The organism is Streptomyces sp. F63 (assembly GCF_018070345.1).
GTDB lineage: Bacteria > Actinomycetota > Actinomycetes > Streptomycetales > Streptomycetaceae > Streptomyces.
Genome location: NZ_JAGPXX010000014.1, coordinates 102,366 through 120,176, shown reverse-complemented (window position 1 = coordinate 120,176; position 17,811 = coordinate 102,366). Strand labels below are relative to the sequence as shown.

The following is a 17,811-nucleotide window of genomic DNA, read 5'->3' as shown; positions in this document are numbered from 1 at the left end:
CCCGGCCCCCGATCCGGAAGCCGTTGGCGGGGGGTTGTTCCGCGCGGTGCCCGATCGGCGGTAGAAAGAGTTCGCATATCCCCCGGGCCACCGAATGGAGACGCCGTGACAGCGCGTACGGAACGCAGTATCGCCGCCGCAGAGGCCCACAGCGCGCAGAATTACCATCCGCTGCCCGTCGTCGTGGCCTCCGCCGAGGGGGCGTGGATGACGGATGTCGAGGGCCGGCGGTATCTCGACATGCTGGCCGGCTACTCGGCGCTCAACTTCGGCCACCGCCATCCGCGGCTGATCGCCGCAGCCCGGGAGCAGCTGGACCGGGTCACCCTCACCTCCCGCGCCTTCCACCACGACCGGTTCAGCGACTTCTGCGAGCGGCTGGCCGAGCTGTGCGGCATGGACATGGTGCTGCCGATGAACACGGGCGCGGAGGCGGTCGAGACGGCCGTGAAGACGGCCCGCAAATGGGGCTACCGGGTCAAGGGCGTGCCCGACGGCCGGGCCAGGATCGTCGTCGCCGCGGACAACTTCCACGGCCGGACCACCACCATCGTCAGCTTCTCCACCGATCCGGAGGCCCGCGCCGACTACGGCCCCTACACCCCCGGCTTCGACATCGTCCCGTACGGGGACCTGGCCGCGCTGGAGGCGGCGGTCGGCGAGGACACGGTCGCGGTGCTGCTGGAGCCGATCCAGGGCGAGGCGGGCGTGCTGGTGCCGCCGGACGGCTATCTGACGGGGGTGCGGGAGCTGACCCGGGACCGGAACGTGCTGTTCATCGCGGACGAGATCCAGTCCGGGCTGGGCCGCACCGGCCGCACCTTCGCCTGCGAGCACGAGGGTGTCGTCCCGGACGTGTACCTGCTGGGCAAGGCGCTGGGGGGCGGGGTGGTCCCGGTGTCCGCCGTGGTGTCCTCGCGGGAGGTGCTGGGGGTGTTCCGGCCGGGCGAGCACGGCTCGACGTTCGGCGGCAACCCGCTGGCCTGCGCGGTCGCCCTGGAGGTCATCGAGCTGCTGCGGACCGGCGAGTTCCAGCGCCGCGCGGCGGAGCTGGGCGGGCATCTGCACCGGGAGCTGGACGCGATGGCCGCCGAGGGGCTGGTCGAGGCGGTACGGGGCCGCGGGCTGTGGGCCGGTGTCGACATCGCCCCCCGGAACGGCACGGGCCGGGAGCTCTCGGAGCGGCTGCTGGCGGCCGGTGTGCTGGTGAAGGACACCCACGGGGCCACGATCCGCCTGGCGCCGCCCCTGGTGATCTCCAAGGAGGACCTGGACTGGGGACTGGAGCGGCTCCGGGCCGAGCTGCGGCCGGCCTGACGGGACCACGGCCGGGGCTCCGGGCGCTCGGGGCCGGGCGCTCCGGGCCGGACACTCCGGGCCGGACACTCCGGGCCGGGCGCTCCGGCCGGGTCAGGGAGCGGGGGGCAGCACGCGGCACAGGGCGTCCAGGGCCGCCGGGAAGGCGTGGTCCGGCGGGGTGCCGTAGCCGACCACGAGGCCGTCCGGGGCGGGAGCGGCGGCCCCGGCGCCCCCGCCCGGGCCCGCGCCGCCGGGCCCCGGATCGTGGCGGTAGCGGCCGAGGCCCTCCAGGGCCAGGCTCTCCCGGGCGGCCGCCCGCAGCACGGACTCCTCGGTGCCCGGCGGGAGTTCGAGCACGGCGTGCAGACCGGCCGCGATGCCCGTCACGGGGATGTGCGGGGCCCGTTCGGCGAGGGCCGCGACGAGCCGGTCCCGGCGGCGCCGGTAGCGCAGCCGCATGGACCGCAGATGGCGGTCGTAGCCGCCGCCGGTCACGAACTCGGCCAGGGTCAGCTGGTCGGGGGTGCCCGTCATCTCCTCGGCGGGGTTCTTGGCGGCCAGCACCTCACCGACCAGGTGCTGCGGCAGTACCATCCAGGCCAGCCGCAGCCCCGGGGCGAGGCTCTTGCTCGCCGTGCCGAGGTGGACCACCCGGTCCGGGTCGAGCCCCTGCAGCGCCCCGACCGGCTGGCGGTCGTAGCGGAATTCCCCGTCGTAGTCGTCCTCCAGGACGAGACCGCCGGTGCGGCGGGCCCAGTCGACGACGGCCGACCGGCGCTCCGGGGACAGCGGCATGCCGGTGGGGAAGTGGTGGGCGGGGGTGAGCAGCACGGCGCGGACGTCCGGCCGGTGTTCCAGTTCCCCGACGCGGGTGCCCTGCTCGTCCTTGGGCAGCGGTACGGTGCGCAGCCCTTCGCCGCGGATCAGGGACCAGTGGAGGTCGAGCCCGTAGGAGTCGACGGCCACGGCCGCCCCGCCGAGGGCCTTCAGCGCCCGGCTCAGCAGCATCAGCCCCTGCACGAACCCGGCGCAGACCACGATGCGTTCGGGGATGGTGCGCACGCCCCGGGCCCGGGCGAGGTAGTGGGTGAGGGCGTCCCGCAGCTCGCGCCGGCCGGCCGGGTCCCCGTAGCCGAAGGCGTCGGCGGGGGCCGCGGCGAGGGCACGGCGGGCGGCGGTGAGCCAGGCGGCGCGCGGGAAGGCGGAGAGGTCGGGCGAGCCGGGCAGCAGATTGTGCACCCGGCGGCGCGGTGCCCGGGCGGCCGGTGCGGAACGGCCCGCGGGCGGCGGCACCGGGTCGGCCCGGAGGGCGACGCGGGTGCCGGAGCCCTGGCGGGCGGTGAGCCAGCCCTCGGCGACGAGTTCGCCGTAGGCGTCGGCCACGGTATTGCGGGCGAGGCCGAGGTCGGTGGCGAGGGAGCGGGAGGACGGCAGCCGGGTGCCGGGGGCCAGCCGGCCGCTGCCCACGGCCTCGCGCAGGGCGGCGGAGAGCGCCGCGCGCACCCCGGCGGTGCCCCGGGCCGGGAGGTCCAGATGCAGGTCGGAGCCGGTGGCGGCCCGGGATTCCTCCATGGCCCCGGACCCTACCGGGGTGCGGCCGGGCTCAGGTCCGGCTGTTCTTGTGCAGATCGGCCTCGATGCCCGCGGCGGTGTCCAGCAGGGCGGGCACCAGATCCTGCCGGATCGATTCGGGGGTCGCCCGGCTGGCGTGGGTGGAGACGTTGACGGCCGCGACGACCCGCCCCCGCTCGTCGCGGACCGGCGCGGCGACCGATATCAGGCCGAGTTCCAGCTCCTGGTCGACGATGCTCCAGCCCTGGGCCCGCACCGTCTCCAGCTCGGCCGCGAGTTCCTCCCGGGAAGTGATCGTCCGGGGGGTGAGCCGGGTGAGTGCGGCCCGGTCGAGGAACGCCTCCCGCTCGGCGGGCGGAAGGCCGGCGAGCAGCACCCGGCCGAGGGAGGTGGCGTAGGCCGGGAAGCGGGTGCCGATGCTGATGGACACGGTCATGATGCGGCGGGTGGGCACCCGGCTCACGTACACGATGTCCTCGCCGTCGAGGACGGCCGCCGAGGAGGACTCGCGCACGGCGGCGACGAGCTGTTCGAGGTGCGGTGCCGCCACCTCGGCCAGCGAGAGGCTCGACAGATACGGATAGCCCAGGTCGAGGACCCGGGGGGTGAGCCGGAAGAGCCGGCCGTCGGAGCGCACGTAGCCGAGGTCGGCCAGGGTCAGCAGGAAGCGGCGGGCCGCGGCCCGGCTCAGGCCGGTGGCCTTGGCGACCTCCGTGAGGGTCAGTTCGGGTGTCTCGGCGCTGAACGTCCGGATCACGGCGAGGCCGCGTTCCAGCGACTGGACGAAGTGCGGTCCGCGCCCGCCGTCCGGGCCGCCGCCCGTATCGCTGTCCGTACCGCTGTCGTTCATCGTTCTCCTTGCCCCGTTGACCTGCGCGGATCACGCCCAGATCCCGGGCGGACGCTAGGACTCCGCCGATTCCGGTGTCAAGCCGGAGCTTTTCACCGCCTCGCGCTTTCTCCGGCCTGTCCGGCTCACCCGGCTCGCCCGGCTCATCCGGACCACCCGGCCCGCCCGTTTCTGCCCGTTTCCGCCCGCGTTCCCGGCCTCCCCGGCATTTCTCCGCCTGCTCCGCCGACGCTGCCCGGGCTGCCCGGGCTGCCCGGTCTGCCCGGTCTGCCCGCTCCACCTGTGCTACCGGCTTCGCCCGATCTGCCCGCTCCGCCTGTGCTACCGGCTTCGCCCGGTCTGCCCGCTCCACCTGTGCTACCGGCTTCGCCCGATCTGCCCGCTCTGCCTGTTCCGCCGTCTCCGGGCGCTACGCCTTCTCCACGCGCTCCCGTTCCGCCGGCCGCTCCGGCTTCCCGGGCCCGCTCCCCGCGGCCTGCTCCGGCGCGGCACCGTTCTTGGCGCGCTGGATCTGCTCGTAGACGTGGGCGCGCAGTTCGCCGAAGCGGGCGCTGGAGCGGGTGTGGAGCTGGTCGCGCTCGTCGGGCAGGTCGATGACGAGTTCCTCCTGCACCACGGTGGGCGACTTGGAGAGGATGATCGTTTTCTGGCCGAGGTAGACGGCCTCGTCGATGTCGTGGGTGACGAACAGCACCGTCACGCCCAGCTCGTGCCAGAGCCGGCGGATCAGGTCCTCCAGCTCGGCGCGGGTCTGCGCGTCGACGGCCGCGAACGGCTCGTCCATCAGCAGCACCTGCGGCTCGTAGGCCACGGCGCGGGCGATGGCGACGCGCTGCTGCATACCGCCGGAGAGCTGCCAGGGGTACGCGTCGCGGGCGTCGGCCAGGCCGACCAGTTCCAGCGCGTGGTCGACGAGTTCCTCGCGGCGCGCGCGGGACATCTTCTTGCGGCGCAGCGGCAGGCCCACGTTGTCGTGGACGGTCATCCAGGCGAAGAGGGAGCGGCCGTACTCCTGGAGGACGACGGCCATGCCCTCCGGCGGCCCGGTCACGGGCTCGCCCCGCAGCCGCACCTCGCCGCCGGTGGGGGTGAGCAGCCCGGCCATGCACTTGAGCAGGGTGGTCTTGCCGCAGCCGGACGGGCCGACGAGGCAGACGAGTTCGCCGGGCGCGATGTGGAAGGTCAGATCGCGGACCGCCTCGACGGTGCGGCCGCGGGCGGTGTAGGTCTTGCGCAGACCTCGTACGTCGAGCATCGACGCCTCCTTGGGGGAAACGGGCCGGCCGCCGCCCGGGGCGGCGGTGGCGGTGCCGGTGCCGGTGGTCATGACGACCTCTGGGCCCGGCGCAGGCCGTGGTACCAGGCGAGGGCCCGGTTCTCCGCGAACCGGAAGAGCAGGGACAGCAGGAAGCCGAGGATGCCGAGGAGCAGGACACCGCTCCACATCTCGGGGATGGCGAAGCTGCGCTGGAACTGCACGACGGTGAAGCCCAGGCCGTTGCTCGCGGCGAACATCTCGCTGATGACCATCAGGATGATCCCGATGGAGAGCGCCTGCCGCATGCCGGTGACGATCTGTGGTCCGGCGCCGGGGAGCACGAAGTGCCGAAGACGGGCGGCACCCGTGATCCCGTAGGCGCGGCAGGTGTCGCTCAGCACCTCGTCGGCGGAGCGCACGCCCTCGACGGTGTTGAGCAGCACCGGCCAGAGGCAGCCGCTGGCGATGACCAGGACCTTCATGGTGTCGCCGATGCCCGCGAAGAGCATGATCACCGGGACGAGGACGGGCGGCGGGATGGCCCGGAAGAGTTCCAGGACCGGTTCGAGCACATCGCGCACGGCCGGCTTGGTGCCGATGAGCACGCCGAGCGCGATGCCCGCGGCGGAGGCGAGGACGTAGCCCTCGGCGAGCCGGAGGAGGCTGGGCAGCACGTCGGTGGTGAGCCGCTCCCCGGTCCAGACGGTGCCGAAGGCGGCGAGGATGTCCCGCAGCGCGGGGAAGTAGAAGTCGGTGCTGTCCGCCGTGGCGAACCACCAGACGGTGAAGAGGGCGGCGGGCAGACCGAGGACGGTCAGGGCCCGCTTGGCCGCCGACAGGACGGTCACGATGGCTCCTTCCCGCGGACCGACTGGTGCCAGAAGAGCGTGCGCCGCTCGACCGCGCGGGCCACGAGGTTGATCGCCACGCCCAGCAGTCCGGTGACCAGCACGAGGGCGTACACCTCGGCCACGGCGCCCGAGCTCTGGGCGACCGCGAGCTGCTTGCCGAGGCCCGGCGTGCCGATGATGAGTTCGGCGGTGACGGCGAGGACGAGCGCGACGGCCGCGGCCAGCCGCACCCCGGTCATGACGTAGGGCAGGGCGGTGGGCCACAGCACGTACCGGACGCGGCCCCAGCGGCCGAGCCGGTAGCTGTGCGCGGTGTCGTCGGCCACCGGGTCGACGTCGTGGACCCCGGCCAGCACCTGGACGAGCACCTGCCAGAAGGCGGCGTACACGACCAGCAGCAGCGTGGAGCGGAGGTCGGTGCCGTAGAGCAGCACGGCCACCGGGATGAGTGCGACGGACGGGATCGGCCGCAGGAACTCGATGGTGGAGGCCGTGGCCGCGCGCAGCACGGGGACGGAGCCGATCACGATACCGAGGACGACACCGGCGGTGACGGCGATGGCCAGGCCGAGCGCCCAGCCGGTGAGGGTGTCGCCGAGCGCGGTCCAGAACGCCGGCTCGCCGAGCAGCCCGGTGAACGCGCCGAGGATGGAGGTGGTGGTGGGCAGGTAGTCGGGGGAGACGAGGCCGGTGTGCGGCAGCACCTGGAGCAGCGCGGCCAGGCCGGTGAGTCCGGCCAGGCCGCGCAGCGCCGGGCCGAGGCGGCCGGGACCGGCCGCGCTCGTCTCCCCCGGCAGGGCGGTGGTGGTCATCGGAAGAGAGCGTCCAGATCCGGGGTCTTGGAGAACACGCCGTCGGCGCGGCCGAGTTCGGCCAGTTTCTCGATCGAGTCGCGGTTGATCTCGGCGGGCCAGCGCGGCAGGGTCATGGACTTCGCCAGCTTGGGGTCGATCTTGGTGTAGCTGCCGAGGATGTCGCGGACCTCGTCCGGGTGCTCGTCGGCGTACCGCAGGGACTCGTTCACGGCCTCGGTGAACTTCTTCACCAGTTCGGGGTTCTCCTGGGCGGTCTTGGCCGAGGTGAAGTAGGTGGCCACGGTCAGGTCCGGGGCGGCGTCGACGAAGTTGGAGGCGACGACGCGGGCGCCCTGGGACTTGGCGATGGAGAGGGCGGGTTCGACCAGCCAGGCGGCCTCGACCCGGCCCTCGGAGAGCGCGGCGGGCATCTGGTCGAAGGGCAGTTCGGTGAACTTGATGTTCTCCGGGTCGCCGCCGGCCTTGCGCACCGACTCGCGGACGGTGGTGTCGCCGATGTTCTTCAGGGTGTTGACGGCGACCTTCTTGCCGGCGAGGTCCTTCGCCGACGTGATCTTGCTGTCCTTCGCCACCGCCACGCCGCCGAAGTCGGCGCCGTCCTTGCCGGTGGAGGCCACGCCGTTGGCGACCGACTGGATCGGCACGCCCTTGGAGTGGGCGACCATCAGGGAGGTCACGTTGGAGAAGCCGAACTGGAACTGGCCGCTGACCACGCCCGGCACGATGGCCGCGCCGCCCTGGCCGCTCTCCAGCGTGAGCTCGATGCCCCGTTCCTCGAAGAAGCCCTTCTTCTCGCCCAGGTAGACGGGGGCGACGTCGACGATCGGGATGACGCCGACCTTCACCTGTTCGGTGCCGCCGTCCTCCGTCCCGGCGCCGCCGTTGCCCGAGGAAGCGGAGGAACCGCATCCGGCCAGCGCGACGGCGGTCGCCGCCGCGAGGACGAGTCTGGAAAGCCGGTGGTGCATGAAGACTCCCGAGTGTGAGGAACCGGCGGCGGAGGCCGGCGATCCCGCCTGTGTTCGCTATGCGCACGAATGTGCGGAGAGTGAAACGAACGTAGGGCGCGCATCGGAGCACGTCAATGGTTTGGGCGCAGCCGTTGCGCAGCCGTTCCCGGATGTCCCGGCCCGCGCCGGGCGCGCCGCCGGGCCTCCCACGGGCGCCCCGCCACTGGCCCACGCGGAGACTGGTGAAATGGCCCATCCCTCTGCGCCACCGGGCCCGTAGTGTCCCTGCCATGACACACACGACGACCGGGACCGAGAACCGCGCGAACGGCACCGAGAGCACCGAGAAGCCGGAGACCGGCAAGGCCGGCGCGGCGGCGGGCGCCCTCGGCGGCCCCCGGATGAATCTGCCGAAGCTCGCCCCCGGGATCCACCGGGCCATGGTGGCCCTCGACCGGGCCGCCTCCGAGGGCGTCGACCCGGTGCTGGCCGAACTGGTCAAGATCCGCGCCTCGCAGCTCAACCACTGCGCCTTCTGCCTGGACATGCACACCAAGGACGCCCGCGCGGCCGGTGAGCGGGAGGACCGCATCTACCTGCTGAGCGCCTGGGAGGAGGCCACCGGCTACTACACGGAGCGGGAGCGGGCGGCGCTCGCCCTCACCGAGGCGGTCACCCTGCTGCCGGGCGGCGTCCCGGACGAGGTGTACGAGCGGGCCGCCGCGCAGTTCAAGGAGGCCGAACTCGCCCAGCTCATCGGGCTGATCCTCACCATCAACGCCTGGAACCGCATCGCCGTGACCACCCGGGCCCTGCCGGGCGCCTACCAGCCCGGCCGGCACTGAGGGCCCCCGCGGGCCGGCGCCTCACGCAACGACGGCGCGGGCCGGGCCACCGTCTCCTGGTGGGCCGGCCCGCGCCGGCTTCCGCATCCCGGCGGCTCCGCGGCCGGCGAGGGCTCGCGGAGACCGGGGTCACTGCGGCATCCATGCCTTCCAGACGTCCGGGTTGGCCTTCGTCCACTTCTCGGCGGCGGCCTCCGGCGACATCTTCTCGCCCGCGATCATCTTCGCGATCTCGTTCTGCTGCTCGGTCGTCAGCTTGAGGTTCTTCAGGAACTCGGCCGCGTCCCCGCCCTTCTCGGCGAAGTCGGCGTTGAGGAACTTCTGCAGCGGGGTCTCCGGGTAGGCGCACGCGACCTTCTTCGGGTCCTTGTCGCAGCCCTCCTTGTACTCCGGCAGCTCGACCTCGACCAGGTCGATCTCGGCGTTCAGCCACTGCGGGGTCCACCAGTACGTCAGGAAGGGCTTCTTGTCCTTGACGTTCTTCCGGATCTCGGTGATCTGCGCGGCCTCGCTGCCCGCGTAGACGGCCTTGAAGTCCAGGTCCAGGTTCTTGATGATCGCTTCGTCGTTGGTGACGTAATCGGGCGAGCCCTCCAGGATCTGGCCCTTCGAACCCGTCTCCGAAGTGCTCAGCTCGTCGGCGTACTTGTTGAGGTTCTTCCAGTTGGTGACGTCCGGGTGCTCGTCGGCGAAGTACTTGGGGACGAACCAGCCGATGTGCCCGGTGACGCCGAGGTCACCGGCCCGCACGACGGTCTTCTTCTCCTCGATGTACTTCTGCTCCTGCTCGGGGTGGCCCCAGTCCTCCAGGATGGCGTCGATGTTCCCCTTGCTGAGCGCGTCCCAGGCGAGGACCTCGCCCATCTGCTGCGCCTTGACCTTGTAGCCGAGTTCGTTCTCCAGCAGGTGCTTGGCCACGGCGACGTTCGCCTCGGCGCCGACCCAGGACGGGACGGTGAGCCGCACGGTCTTGCCGCCGCCGCCCGCCGAGTCCGACGCGCCCGTGTCGGCCGCGCCGCAGGCGCTGAGCAGCAGCATCCCGCCCGCGACGGCGATGGCGGTGGCGGTTCTGCGGGTTCGTTCGGTGGTGCGCATAAGAGGGTTCCTTATCCTTTGGTGCATGAACATCGTGGGTGCATGAACATCGTTGGTGCGCGAACAGCGGTGGTGCGGGGGCCCGTGAGGGGGCCGGCGGTGGTCAGGTGTCCTTCCGCCGGGCGGCGGTGGGCTGGGTGACGCGGTCCAGGACCAGGCCGAGGCAGACGATGGCCGCTCCGGCCACCAGCCCCACTCCGAGGTCGCCGCGGGAGAGGCCGTAGACGACGTCGTAACCGAGGGCTCCGCCACCGACCAGACCGCCCACGATGACCACCGCGAGAACGAGGACGATGCCCTGGTTGACGGCCAGCAGCAGGGCCGGGCGGGCCAGCGGCAGCTGCACCTGGCGCAGCAGCTGGGTGCCGCTCGCCCCCAGGGAGCGGGCCGCCTCCACCGCGGCGGGGTCCACCTGGCGCAGGCCCTGGGCGGTGATGCGGACGACGGCGGGGAGGGCGTAGACCACGGCCGCGACGATGGCGGCCACCCGCCCGACGGCGAACAGCGCCACCACCGGGATGAGGTAGACGAAATGCGGCATGGTCTGCATCGCGTCGAGGACGGGCCGCAGCGCGCGGTCCACCCACGGGACCCGGGCCGCGAGGACGCCCGTGGCGAAGCCGAGCAGCAGGGTCAGGACGAGGGCCGCGAGCACCTGGGACAGGGTGTTCAGGGACTCCGGCCACACCCCCATGACGCCGACCGCGGCCATCGCGAGCACCGCGGTGAGCGCGGTCCGCCACGTGCCCACCTGCAGCGCGAGTGCGGCGACCAGCAGGAGGACCAGCCACCAGGGAAGCGCCACGAGGCCCTCGTGCAGCGGGTTCAGCACCCAGTCGGTGAAGGCGGCCGCCCACACCTCGGTGCCCCCGACGACGGGCAGCCCGTCCCGGAGCTGCGCGATGACCGAGTTCTTGAAGTCGTTGACGGCCGGGGAGATGTCGTACGTCCACGCCGCCGGCCACTCCGGGGTGGTGAGGAACCGGCCGGCCGCCGCCGCGACGGCCGTCCCCGCGGCGACCGCGGCCCACGCGGCGGGCCCGCGCAGCAGCCGCGGCCCGGCGGTGCGTCCGGTGTCGTCCAGCCGCGCGCCGGCCGCCGCGGTGGTGCGGTCCAGCCAGATCGCGATGAGCACGATGGGGATGCCTGCGGCGAGCGCCTCGCCGACGTCCACGGTCGACAGCGCCTGGTAGATCTCCTCGCCGAGACCGCCGGCGCCGACCAGGGCCGCGATGACCACCATGGACAGCGCCATCATGATCGTCTGGTTGAGTCCCAGCAGCATGTCCCTGCGGGCCAGCGGGATCCGCACGGTCCGCAGCCGCTGGAGCGGGCCCGCGCCGAGCGAGGCCGAGGCCTCCAGCACCGCCGCATCGGTGCCGCGCAGGCCGAGGGCCGTGAGGCGGGCCATCGGCGGCGCGGCGTAGATGACGGTGGAGAAGAGCGCGGCGGGCGTGCCGATGCCGAAGACCAGCACGAACGGCAGCAGATAGGCGAAGGCGGGCAGCACCTGCATGGTGTCCAGGACCGGGCGCAGCAGCCGGTGGACGCGGTCGGAGAGACCGGCGGCCAGCCCGAGCAGCAGTCCGGTGACGGCCGCCACGGCCACCGCGACCACCATCAGGGCGAGGGTGAGCACGGCGGGTTCCCACATGCCCAGCAGACCGCAGGCGGCGAACGCCCCGAAGGCCGTCGCGGCGGTCCGCAGCCCGGTGCGGTGCGCGAGACCGCCGGCCCGCCAGGCGAGGAGCACCCCGCCGGCGGTCACGCCGAGCCAGCCCAGGGACAGCAGCAGCTGGTACACCGCGTCGACGGAGGCGGTGGCCGTGTTGCTGAGGTGCAGCAGGAAGTACAGGAACAGGGGGTGGGTGTCCCGGTTGTCGATGATCCAGTCGCTGAGCGCGTTCAGCGGTTCCGCCGGATCGGCCCGGAGCGCGGACGGCCAGGTTGCGGTGAACCCGGTGGCGGCGGCCAGGGACAGCAGGACGAGGAGGACGGCGGCGAGCACGGCGGCCCGGCCGGCGGGCAGCCGGGGCAGGCGGGTGAGAGCCGCCCGGGCCCGTCCGGCGGTGGCGGTGCGCTTCTGCGGCTGCCGCCCGTCCCCCGGCGTGCCGCCGGTGCCGGGATCGCTGCCGGTACCGGGGCCGGAGCCCGGCGGGGTCATGGCCTCGGAGGTGGTCGCGCTCATGCCGCCGCCCCCTCGGCCGTGCGGCCCGGACCGGCCGGACTTCCCGGACGGCACGCGGGGAACGGGGGCCGCGGCCGGGCGGGTACCGGCAGGGTGCCGGCCTGGATGCGCGGTTCCGTCATCGGGCCACCGCCGCCTTCTCGCCGGCTATGGCGGCCAGCAGGCACCCGGCGTCGACGACGCCGAGGCAGCGGCCGTCCTCCATGACGCGCACGGGGGCGCCGGAGCGGGCGACGGTCCCGACGGCCTCGGCGACGGTGGTGTCCGGTCCGACCGTCTCGCCGGCGGCGGACTCGCCGCCCTCGGCGGGCCGCATGGCGTTCCGCACGGTCACGACCTGTTCCCGGGGCACGTCGCGGACGAAGTCCCGTACATAGTCGTCGGCGGGGCGGCTCACGATCTCCTCCGGGGTGCCGAGCTGCACGATCCGGCCGTCGCGCATCAGCGCGATGCGGTCGCCGAGGCGCAGGGCCTCGGTGAGGTCGTGGGTGATGAACACCATCGTCCGTCCCTCCTCCCGGTGCAGGCGGATGACCTCCTCCTGCATGTCGCGCCGGATGAGCGGGTCGAGCGCGCTGAACGGCTCGTCGAAGAGCAGGACTTCGGGATCGACGGCGAGCGCGCGGGCCAGGCCGACGCGCTGCTGCTGACCGCCGGACAGCTGTCCGGGGCGGCGGTGCTCCATACCGGTCAGGCCGACCTTCTCCACCATGGCGGCGGCCCTGGCCCGGCGTTCGGCCCGGCCGAGCCCCTGGATCTCCAGGCCGTAAGCGATGTTGTCGAGGACGGTGCGGTGCGGCAGCAGGCCGAAGTGCTGGAAGACCATCGAGGCCCGGTGCCGGCGCAGATCGCGCAGCCGGGCACGGTCCATGGCGAGCACGTCCTCGCCGTCCATGGCGAGGGTGCCGCCGGTCGGCTCCACGAGCCGGGTGAGGCAGCGGACGAGGGTGGACTTCCCGGAGCCGGAGAGGCCCATGACGACGAAGACCTCGCCCCGGTGGACGTCGAAGGAGACGTCGCGGACGGCCGCGGTGCAGCCGGTGCGCTCGCGCAGTTCGCGGGCGGGGAGATCCGCGTGGGCGCTGCCGGGGATCTTGTCGGCGCCGGGGCCGAAGACCTTCCACAGGCCGCGTACGGAGAAGACGGGGTCGGCGGTTGGCTGGGGGCTCGCGGCCGGGGAGTCCGCGGTGGCCGCGATGGCCGGGGAGTCGGCGGCCGCCACGGAGCCGGCAGGGGCCGCGGATTCGGCAGGGGCTGACGGCTCGGTGGTGGCCGACAGCTCGGTGGTGTCCGACAGCTCGGTGGTGGCTGACGGCTCGGTGGTGGCCGACAGCTCGGTGGTGTCCGACAGCTCGGTGGTGGCCGACAGCTCGGTGGTGGCTGACGGCTCGGCAGTGGCCGACAATTCGGCCGTGGCTGACGGCTCGGCAGTGGCCGAGGAACCAGGGGTGGCCGAGGAACCAGGGGTGGCCAAGGAACCAGGGCTGGCCAAGGATTCGGTGGCCCGGCCGGCGGTCTTCTCGTCGCTCATCGTGTGTCATCTCCCGGGGTCGTCGGGTCGGCGAGCAGTTCCGCGGCCTTCTCCCCGACCATCAGCACGCCGATCATCGGGTTGACGGCGGTCATGGTCGGGAAGACCGAGGCGTCGGCGATCCGGATGCCGTCCAGGCCCCGGATCCGCAGCTGCGGGTCGACCACGGCGAGCGGGTCGTCCGCGGCGCCCATCCGGCAGGTGCCGGCCGGGTGGTAGACGGTGTGGGCGGCTCTGCGGGCGTACTCGCCGAGCTCCTCGTCGCCGGTGATCTCCGGGCCGGGGGCCACCTCGCGCTTCAGCCAGCGGGCGAGGGGTTCGGTCTGCGCGATCTCGCGGGCGAGCCGGATGCCGTCCACCAGGGTGCGGCCGTCGTAGTCGTCCTCGTCCGTGAAGTAGCGGAAGTCGAGGGCCGGTTTGACCGCGGGGTCCGCGCTGGTGAGGTAGAGCCGGCCGCGGCTGCGCGGCTTGGGGATGTTGGGGGTCATCGACACCCCGTGCGGGGGCTTCTCGTAGCCCAGCCGCTCGGGGTTGTCGGTGAAGGGGATCTGGTAGAAGTGGAACATCAGGTCCGGTCCGCGGGACGCGGGGTCCCGGCGGACGAAGAGGCCCGCGTCGGAGTCCATCGCCGAGTTCTCCGGGATGGGCCCGTGGGTCTCCCAGACGATCACCGACTCCGGGTGGTCGAGCAGGTTCTCCCCCACCCCCGGCAGGTCGTGGACCACGGGGATGCCGAGCGCCTCCAGGTCTCCGCGCGGGCCGATGCCGGAGTGCAGCAGCAGCCGGGGGGTGTCGACGGCGCCCGCGCAGACCACCACCTCGCGCCGGGCCCGCAGCAGCGTCTCCGTACCGTCCGCGGCGCGGACGTGCACGCCGGTGGCGCGGGTGCCGTCCAGCTCCAGCCGGTACGCCCAGGTCTCCAGCAGGATGCGGAGGTTGGGGCGGTCGCCGGCCTCGATGTGCGGGTGGAGATAGGCCACGGAGGCGGAGGAGCGCTTGTTGGTCTCCGGGTGGTAGGCGAGGTCGAAGAAGCCGGCGCCCTCGTGGAACGGCCGCTCGTTGAATCCCTCGACGCGGGGGACGCCGGCGGCCTCGCGGGCGGCCTCGACGAAGTCCCGGGCGATGGCGTTCCGGTCCTTCTCGTCCACGGCGACGATGTTGTTGCGCAGCCGGCCGAAGTAGGGCTCCATGGCGGCCGCGTCCCAGCCGGTGGCGCCCGCCTCGGCCCACTCGTCCCAGTCACCGGGCAGCGGCTTGAAGCTGATGAGCGTGTTGTGCGAGGAGCAGCCGCCGAGGACCCGGGCCCGGCTGTGCCGGATGTGGGAGTTGCCGCGCGGCTGCTCCGTGGTCGGGTAGTCGTAGTCCAGCTCGCCGCCGAGCAGGCCCAGCCAGCGGCGCAGGGTGAGCACGTCGGGCCGGTCGATGTCCGACGGGCCGCCCTCGACGAGGACGACGGTGACCGAGGGGTCTTCGGCGAGCCGCGAGGCGATCACCGAGCCGGCGGTGCCGCCCCCGACGATCACATAGTCGGGGGTGGCTGTGGGATCGGGGCGGGTGGTCCCGGACGACGGTGGCATGGGTGGTGCTCCTCCTGGGGAAACGGGGCGCGGGAGTACGGGCGCGGTGGCGGGCCGGGAAGGTCAGCCCGCGAACCAGCGCTGCGGACGGGGACTGAGGTTCTGGTAGATGTGCTTGGCCTCGCGGTACTCCGCGAGGCCCGCCGGGCCCAGCTCCCTGCCGATGCCGGACTTGCCGAAGCCGCCCCACTCGGCCTGCGGCAGATACGGGTGGTAGTCGTTGATCCAGACGGTGCCGTGGCGCAGCCGTCCGGCGACGCGCCGGGCGCGGCCCGCGTCGGAGGTCCACACCGCTCCGGCGAGCCCGTACTCGGTGTCGTTGGCGAGGCTGACCGCCTCGTCCTCGTCACGGAAGGTCTCGACGGTGAGCAGCGGGCCGAAGGTCTCCTCGCGGACGACCCTCATCCCCCGGTGGCAGGCGTCCAGGACGGTGGGCGAGTAGAAGTAGCCGGTCGCCGGGCGCACGGCGGAGGGTTCCGGCCGGGAGCCGCCGGCCCGCACGACGGCTCCCTCCTCGCGGGCGGAGGCGACGTACATCTCGGTCTTGGCGAGCTGCTGGGCGGAGACGAGGGGGCCGCACTCCACGCCGTCCTCGGTGCCGCGGCCGAGTCTGATCGCGGCGGCGCGGCGGGCGAGTTCGGTGACGAAGCGTTCCCGGAGGGACTCCTCCACGATGAGGCGGGCGCCGGCCGAGCAGACCTGGCCGCTGTGGAAGAAGGCGGCGTTGAGCGCCTGGTCGACGGCGGTGTCGAAGCCCTCCTCGGTGGCGCACGCGTCGGCGAAGACGACGTTGGGATTCTTGCCGCCCAGTTCCAGGGCGACCTTCTTCACCGTGGCGGCGGCGGCCCGGGCGACCCTGGTGCCGCTGGCCAGGCCCCCGGTGAAGGAGACCAGGTCGACGCCGGGGTGTTCGGAGAGCCGGGCTCCGACGGGGTCGCCCGGGCCGGTGACGAGGTTCGCGGCCCCGTCCGGGAGTCCGGCCTCGGCCAGCAGCCGGACCAGGTGGACGGTGGACAGCGGAGTGATCTCGCTGGGCTTGAGGACGAAGGTGTTCCCCGCGGCGAGGGCCGGGGCGACCTTCCAGGAGGCCTGCAGCAGGGGATAGTTCCAGGGGGTGATCAGCGCGCAGACGCCCACGGGCTCGTACACCACGACGCTGTGGACGCCGGGGTCGCCCGCGTCCACGACGCGGCCGCCGCTCTCGTTCATCACCAGGTCGGCGAAGTAGCGGAAGGCCGCCGTCACGTCGTCGACGTCGACGCGGCCCTCTTCGAGGGTCTTGCCGGTGTCGCGGCTCTCGATGAGCGCGATCTCCTCGCGGTCGCGCTGGAGCAGCGCGGCGACGCGGCGCAGTAGTTCCGCGCGCTCGGCCACCGGGGTCCGGGGCCAGGGCCCGGAGTCGAAGGCGCGGCGTGCCGCGGCGACCGCGGCGTCCGCGTCCTCGGCGTCCCCCTCGGCCACGCGCGCCAGGACGGTGGCGTCCGCGGGGTCGAGCACCTCGCGCGTCGCGCCGGAGGCGGCCGGGCGCCAGGTGCCGTCGATATGGAGGGTGTCGGGGGACGGCATGCGGGTTCCACCTTCTCAGCCTGGGATGTGCGTGCCGGTGCGGACGGGGTTGAGGCACCGGCGACGGGGAACCATCCCCCCTTGGCCGAAAAGTATGCGGAAAACCTAACTCTAAGTGTTCTTCCTCACTTACGGTTCGGTTACGGCCCCTGTCATACGACGGCCCGCCGCCGGTCGTGTCACCGACCGGCGGCGGGCCGTCGAGAGCTGCCGGGCCCGGCAGCGGGGGCCGGACCGGGGCGAGGTCAGAGCAGGCCGAGACCGCGCACCGCGTCGCGCTCGTCCGCCAGCTCCTGCACCGAGGCGTCGATGCGGGTGCGGGAGAACGCGTTGATGTCCAGACCCTGGACGATCGTGTACTGGCCGCCCTCGCAGGTCACCGGGAAGGAGGAGATCAGGCCCTCCGGGACGCCGTAGGAGCCGTCGGACGGGATGCCCATGGAGGTCCAGTCGCCCTCGGCGGTGCCGTTGACCCAGGTGTGGACGTGGTCGATGGCGGCGTTGGCGGCCGAGGCGGCCGAGGACGCGCCGCGGGCCTCGATGATGGCGGCACCACGCTTGGCGACGGTCGGGATGAAGGTGTCGGCGAGCCAGGCCTCGTCGTTCACGACCTCGGCGGCGTTCTTGCCCGCGATCTCCGCGTGGAAGATGTCGGGGTACTGGGTGGCGGAGTGGTTGCCCCAGATCGTCAGCTTCCTGATGTCGGAGACGGCGGCGCCGGTCTTCGCCGCGAGCTGCGAGATGGCCCGGTTGTGGTCCAGGCGGGTCATCGCGGTGAACCGCTCGGCCGGTACGTCCGGGGCGGCGGCCTGGGCGATGAGCGCGTTGGTGTTGGCCGGGTTGCCGACGACGAGCACCTTCACGTCGTCCGCGGCGTGGTCGTTGATCGCCTTGCCCTGCGGCTTGAAGATGCCGCCGTTGGCCTCCAGCAGGTCGCCGCGCTCCATGCCCTTGGTGCGGGGGCGGGCGCCGACGAGGAGGCCCACGTTCGCGCCGTCGAAGGCCACGTTCGGGTCATCGGTGATGTCGATGCCGCGCAGCAGCGGGAAGGCGCAGTCGTCGAGCTCCATCGCGGTGCCCTCGGCGGCCTTCAGCCCCTGCGGAATCTCCAGGAGACGCAGCTTGACCGGCACGTCCGCGCCGAGCAGGTGACCGGAGGCGATACGGAAGAGCAGCGCGTAGCCGATCTGCCCGGCCGCTCCGGTGACGGTGACATTGACGGGAGTGCGAGTCATGTGCGATCTCCTGCTGCGGGTCGTGGTGGGTGTCCCTGCCCCATGTGATCTTCGGTCTCCCGCCCGGTTGTGCCCGGGAGAACGCGCTACGGGAAGACCGGCGTCAGGCTATCCGACCACGGGTCCGCGGGGCTCTGCCGCCCTGTGTGTCCCGGCTCACGGCCTGGGCGGAGCACGGC

14 protein-coding genes are annotated in these 17,811 nt (G+C 73.1%); 2 read left to right on the top strand and 12 right to left on the bottom strand.

Annotated elements, in window-relative coordinates:
- Positions 1 to 105: 105 nt before the first annotated feature.
- Entirely contained in the window at positions 106 to 1,317 is a 1,212-nt protein-coding gene (gene rocD, locus KBZ10_RS16630) for an ornithine--oxo-acid transaminase (protein ID WP_210988432.1), read from the top strand.
- Between the two features lie 93 nt (positions 1,318 to 1,410).
- On the opposite strand, the gene KBZ10_RS16625 is transcribed toward rocD, so the two are convergent.
- The 6 genes from KBZ10_RS16625 to KBZ10_RS16600 form a co-directional block, all read right to left on the bottom strand.
- On the bottom strand, positions 1,411 to 2,871 hold the full coding sequence (locus KBZ10_RS16625) for a PLP-dependent aminotransferase family protein (protein WP_210988431.1): 1,461 nt from the start codon (positions 2,869 to 2,871) through the stop codon (positions 1,411 to 1,413).
- A 31-nt stretch (positions 2,872 to 2,902) separates the two neighbouring features.
- Positions 2,903 to 3,721, bottom strand: a complete 819-nt coding sequence (locus KBZ10_RS16620) for an IclR family transcriptional regulator (protein WP_210988430.1) — start codon at positions 3,719 to 3,721, stop codon at positions 2,903 to 2,905.
- A gap of 409 nt (positions 3,722 to 4,130) precedes the next feature.
- On the bottom strand, positions 4,131 to 4,976 hold the full coding sequence (locus KBZ10_RS16615; protein ID WP_210988461.1) for an ABC transporter ATP-binding protein: 846 nt from the start codon (positions 4,974 to 4,976) through the stop codon (positions 4,131 to 4,133).
- Positions 4,977 to 5,044: 68 nt separating this feature from the next.
- Positions 5,045 to 5,827 (bottom strand): ABC transporter permease, encoded by a 783-nt coding sequence (locus KBZ10_RS16610; protein WP_210988429.1) that lies wholly within the window; start codon positions 5,825 to 5,827, stop codon positions 5,045 to 5,047.
- Positions 5,824 to 6,642, bottom strand: a complete 819-nt coding sequence (locus KBZ10_RS16605) for an ABC transporter permease (protein ID WP_210988428.1) — start codon at positions 6,640 to 6,642, stop codon at positions 5,824 to 5,826. Before KBZ10_RS16605 ends, KBZ10_RS16610 begins: the two co-directional genes overlap by 4 nt.
- Positions 6,639 to 7,613, bottom strand: coding sequence for an ABC transporter substrate-binding protein (locus KBZ10_RS16600; protein ID WP_210988427.1), 975 nt, complete (start codon positions 7,611 to 7,613; stop codon positions 6,639 to 6,641). The genes KBZ10_RS16605 and KBZ10_RS16600 overlap by 4 nt, the downstream gene beginning before the upstream one ends.
- 383 nt (positions 7,614 to 7,996) lie before the next feature.
- Here KBZ10_RS16600 and KBZ10_RS16595 point away from each other — a divergent pair, with 383 nt between their 5' ends.
- Complete coding sequence (locus tag KBZ10_RS16595) at positions 7,997 to 8,440, top strand: carboxymuconolactone decarboxylase family protein (RefSeq protein WP_247702503.1); 444 nt, start codon at positions 7,997 to 7,999, stop codon at positions 8,438 to 8,440.
- 129 nt (positions 8,441 to 8,569) lie between these two features.
- On the opposite strand, the gene KBZ10_RS16590 is transcribed toward KBZ10_RS16595, so the two are convergent.
- The 6 genes from KBZ10_RS16590 to KBZ10_RS16565 all read right to left on the bottom strand — a co-directional run bounded on the left by KBZ10_RS16590 (position 8,570) and on the right by KBZ10_RS16565 (position 17,632).
- Complete coding sequence (locus KBZ10_RS16590; protein ID WP_210988425.1) at positions 8,570 to 9,535, bottom strand: ABC transporter substrate-binding protein; 966 nt, start codon at positions 9,533 to 9,535, stop codon at positions 8,570 to 8,572.
- A 103-nt stretch (positions 9,536 to 9,638) separates the two neighbouring features.
- Positions 9,639 to 11,723 carry an ABC transporter permease subunit gene (locus KBZ10_RS16585; protein ID WP_247702488.1) on the bottom strand — a complete coding sequence of 695 codons (2,085 nt, stop codon included), beginning with the start codon at positions 11,721 to 11,723 and terminating at the stop codon, positions 9,639 to 9,641.
- A 118-nt stretch (positions 11,724 to 11,841) separates the two neighbouring features.
- Entirely contained in the window at positions 11,842 to 12,921 is a 1,080-nt protein-coding gene (locus KBZ10_RS16580) for a betaine/proline/choline family ABC transporter ATP-binding protein (RefSeq protein ID WP_307847485.1), read from the bottom strand.
- A 329-nt stretch (positions 12,922 to 13,250) separates the two neighbouring features.
- Positions 13,251 to 14,831: a GMC family oxidoreductase gene (locus KBZ10_RS16575; protein ID WP_210988424.1), complete on the bottom strand. Its 1,581-nt coding sequence runs from the start codon at positions 14,829 to 14,831 to the stop codon at positions 13,251 to 13,253.
- 63 nt (positions 14,832 to 14,894) lie between these two features.
- The gene (locus KBZ10_RS16570; RefSeq protein ID WP_210988423.1) at positions 14,895 to 16,397 is read right to left on the bottom strand and encodes an aldehyde dehydrogenase family protein; all 1,503 of its coding nucleotides are present in this window, start codon (positions 16,395 to 16,397) and stop codon (positions 14,895 to 14,897) included.
- Between the two features lie 245 nt (positions 16,398 to 16,642).
- Complete coding sequence (locus KBZ10_RS16565; RefSeq protein ID WP_210988422.1) at positions 16,643 to 17,632, bottom strand: malate dehydrogenase; 990 nt, start codon at positions 17,630 to 17,632, stop codon at positions 16,643 to 16,645.
- Positions 17,633 to 17,811: the final 179 nt, after the last annotated feature.